Raw genomic sequence first — 4,029 nt, forward strand, 5'->3', positions numbered from 1 at the left:
GAGGCGCACAAGGACCTGGACGAGGCCCGCAAGCTGATCACCGCGCTCGCCGGCCTGGTCACAGCGGCCGCCCCCAGGCGTTTCCGGACCCGGTAGGGTCCGGCGGGTGACCAGCGACATCACCCTCTTCGTCAACCCCACGGCGGGCCGCGGACGGGGCGCCAGGGCGGCCCTGCCCGCGGCCCGGGTGCTGCGCGACGCCGGGTTCTCCGTCCGCACGGTCCTGGGGACGGACGCCCCCGACGCCCTCGCGCGGGCACGGGCCGCGGTCGCCGGGGGCACCGGGGCGCTGATAGCCGTCGGCGGCGACGGCATGTGCTCGCTCGCCCTCCAGGCCGTCGCCGGGACCGGCACCCCCCTCGGGGTGGTGGCCGTCGGCACCGGCAACGACTTCGCCCGCGCCAACGGCCTGCCCGTGCGCGACCCCGCCGCCGCGGGCCGGGCCATCGCGACCTCCCTCAAGGGGGACGGCGGCCGCCCCGTCGACCTCGGACGGACCGGGGACACCTGGTTCGGCACCGTCCTCGCCTCCGGCCTCGACTCCCGCGTCAACGACCGGGGCAACCGGCTCCGCTTCCCCACCGGGCGGCTGCGCTACGACGTCGCCCTCCTCGCCGAACTCGCCGCGCTGCGCCCCGTCCCGTACCGGATCACCCTCGACGACGGGCCCGCGCGGCGGATCGAGGCGACCCTCGTCGCGGTCGGCAACGGCGGCTCGTACGGCGGCGGCATGCGCATCTGCGGCGACGCGCGACTGGACGACGGGCTGTTCGACATCACGGTCGTCGGCCCGTGCAGCCGCACCACCCTCCTCACGGTCTTCCCGAAGGTCTACCGGGGCACCCACCTCGGACACCCCAAGGTCACCGTCCACCGCGCCGCGAGGGTGACCCTGGAGGCCCCCGGCAGCACCGGCTACGCGGACGGCGAGCCCCTGGGACCGCTGCCGCTCACCGCGGAGACCGTCCCCGGGGCCGTACGCGTCCTGGGCGCCCGCTCCACCAGTGCTCGATAAAGATCGGGTGGCTGTCAGAGGCCCCGGGTAGGCTCGTACACAAGATGACCGACGACATGTCCCCTGCTGAGCGCTACGCCCTGTCCCAGGTGCGCGCCGCCGAGCAGGCCACCGCGCTCGCCCCGTTCCGCGAGATGTACGAATTCGAACTGGACCCCTTCCAGATAGAGGCCTGCAAGGCCCTGGAAGCGGGGAAGGGCGTGCTGGTCGCCGCGCCGACCGGGTCCGGCAAGACCATCGTGGGCGAGTTCGCCGTCCACCTGGCCCTCACCCAGGGCCGCAAGTGCTTCTACACCACGCCGATCAAGGCGCTGTCGAACCAGAAGTACAGCGACCTCGTCAAGCGCTACGGCGCCGACCGCGTCGGCCTGCTGACCGGCGACAACAGCGTCAACCCCGACGCCCCGGTGCTCGTCATGACCACCGAAGTGCTGCGCAACATGCTCTACGCGGGCTCCCAGGCGCTCAACGGCCTCGGCTACGTGGTCATGGACGAGGTGCACTATCTCTCCGACCGCTTCCGCGGCGCCGTCTGGGAGGAGGTCATCATTCACCTCCAGGACTCGGTGACGCTCGTGTCCCTGTCGGCCACCGTCTCCAACGCGGAGGAGTTCGGCGACTGGCTGGACACGGTCCGCGGCGACACCGAAGTGATCGTCTCCGAGCACCGGCCCGTCCCGCTGTGGCAGCACGTGCTCGCCGGGCGGCGGATGTACGACCTCTTCGAGGAGAAGGACGGCCCGCAGGGCACCAGACGCGAGGTCAACCCCGACCTGGTGCGCCTGGCCCGGATGGAGAACAGCCGCCCCTTCGGCGGCCGCGACCGCCGCCGCGGCAAGAACCTCCGCGAGGCCGACCGCGAGCGCGAGCGCCGCCAGCGCAGCCGCATCTGGACCCCCAGCCGGGTCGAGGTCATCGAGCGGCTCGACGCCGAGGGCCTGCTGCCCGCCATCACCTTCATCTTCAGCCGGGCCGGCTGCGAGGCCGCCGTGCAGCAGTGCATGTACGCCGGGCTGCGGCTCAACGATGCCGAGGCCCGGGGCAGGGTCCGGGAGATCGTCGAGGAGCGCACCGCCTCGATCCCCGACGAGGACCTGCACGTCCTGGGCTACTTCGAGTGGCTGGAGGGCCTGGAGCGGGGCATCGCCGCGCACCACGCGGGCATGCTGCCCACCTTCAAGGAAGTGGTCGAGGAGCTCTTCGTCAAGGGCCTGGTCAAGGCCGTCTTCGCCACCGAGACCCTCGCACTGGGCATCAACATGCCCGCCCGCTCGGTGGTCCTGGAGAAGCTCGTCAAGTGGAACGGCGAGCAGCACGCCGACATCACCCCCGGCGAGTACACCCAGCTGACCGGCCGCGCCGGCCGCCGCGGCATCGACGTCGAGGGCCACGCCGTCGTCCTGTGGCAGCGCGCCATGGACCCGGCCGCGCTCGCGGGCCTGGCGGGCACCCGCACGTACCCGCTGCGGTCCAGCTTCAAGCCGTCGTACAACATGGCGGTCAACCTCGTCTCCCAGTACGGCAGGCACCGCTCGCGGGAGCTCCTGGAGACCTCCTTCGCGCAGTTCCAGGCCGACAAGTCGGTCGTCGGCATCTCCCGGCAGGTGCAGAAGAACGAGGAGGGCCTGGCGGGCTACCGCGAGGCCGTCACCTGCCACCTGGGCGACTTCGAGGAGTACGCGCGGCTGCGCCGCGAGCTCAAGGACCGCGAGACCGAGCTGGCCAAGCAGGGCGCCACCCAGCGCCGGGCGGCCGCCGCCGCGGCCCTGGAGAAGCTCAAGCCCGGCGACGTCATCCACGTGCCCACCGGGAAGTACGCCGGGCTCGCCCTGGTGCTCGACCCCGGCCTGCCGCCGGGCCGCACCGACCGGCACCGCGGCTTCGACCCGCACGACGGGCCGCGCCCCCTGGTGCTCACCGCCGAGCGGCAGGTCAAGCGGCTGGCGCCGATCGACTTCCCGGTGCCCGTCGAGGCCCTGGAGCGGATGCGCGTGCCCAGGTCCTTCAACCCGCGCAGCCCGCAGTCCCGCCGCGACCTCGCCTCCGCGCTGCGCACCAAGGCCGGGCACATCGTGCCCGACCGGCACCGCAAGCAGCGGGCGCAGGCCGCCGACGACGCCGAGATCACCCGGCTGCGCACCGCGATCCGCGCGCACCCGTGCCACGGCTGCGACGAGCGCGAGGACCACGCCCGCTGGGCGGAGCGCTACCACCGGCTGCTGCGCGACACCCGCCAGCTGGAGCGGCGCATCGAGGGCCGGACGAACACGATCGCCCGCACCTTCGACCGCATCTGCGCGCTCCTGACCGGCCTCGGCTATCTGCGGGGCGACGAGGTCACCGAGGACGGGCGGCGCCTCGCGCGGCTCTACGGAGAGCTGGACCTGCTCGCCTCGGAATGCCTGCGCGACGGCGTCTGGGACGGCCTGGCGCCCGCGGAACTGGCCGCCTGCGCCTCGGCGTTGGTCTACGAGGCGCGGATGGCCGACGACGCGGCACCGCCGAAGCTGCCCGCGGGCCCGGCCCAGGCCGCGCTCGGCGAGATGGTCCGCATCTGGGGCCGCCTCGACGCGCTGGAGGAGGAGCACAAGATCAACCAGGCGGAGGGCGTCGGCCAGCGCGAGCCGGACCTGGGCTTCGCCTGGGCCGCGTACCGCTGGGCGCAGGGCCATGGCCTCGACGAGGTGCTCCGCGACGTCGAGATGCCGGCGGGCGACTTCGTCCGCTGGTGCAAGCAGCTGATCGACGTCCTGGGCCAGATCGCCGCGGCGGCGCCGCAGGGGAGTCCTGTTGCGCGCAATGCGCGGAAGGCCGTCGACGGCCTGTTGCGTGGGGTTGTCGCGTACTCGTCGGTGGGCTGACGGCCGGTTCGCTCGCCGCTGGGCGCTCCGCGTAGTCGGCTGCGGGCCGTCTCCCGGGTGCGGGCCGGTTCGCCGCCTGCGGCGGGGGCGGCCTGCGGCCGCGTCCTCAATCTCCCCCAGCTACCGCTGGGAGGTGCCCCCAGGACGGGCTGG

2 protein-coding genes and 1 pseudogene are annotated in these 4,029 nt (G+C 73.6%); all 3 read left to right on the plus strand.

The features are described from left to right. Nucleotides 1-72 (plus strand): annotated as a pseudogene (locus ACWD4A_RS35095) (DUF1844 domain-containing protein); the annotation flags it as partial. A 34-nt stretch (nt 73-106) separates the two neighbouring features. Beyond that, nucleotides 107-1,015, plus strand: coding sequence for a diacylglycerol kinase (locus ACWD4A_RS35100; RefSeq protein ID WP_451200501.1), 909 nt, complete (start codon nt 107-109; stop codon nt 1,013-1,015). 44 nt (nt 1,016-1,059) lie between these two features. Further along, nucleotides 1,060-3,876: a DEAD/DEAH box helicase gene (locus ACWD4A_RS35105; protein WP_451200503.1), complete on the plus strand. Its 2,817-nt coding sequence runs from the start codon at nt 1,060-1,062 to the stop codon at nt 3,874-3,876. The last annotated feature ends 153 nt before the right edge of the window (nt 3,877-4,029 follow it).

Source organism: Streptomyces sp. NPDC002537 (assembly GCF_053594975.1).

Coding starts and splice junctions, on each gene's coding strand:
- ACWD4A_RS35105 (WP_451200503.1), top strand. CDS start 1,060: ATGACCGACGACATGTCCCCTGCTGAGCGCTACGCCCTGTCCCAGGTG.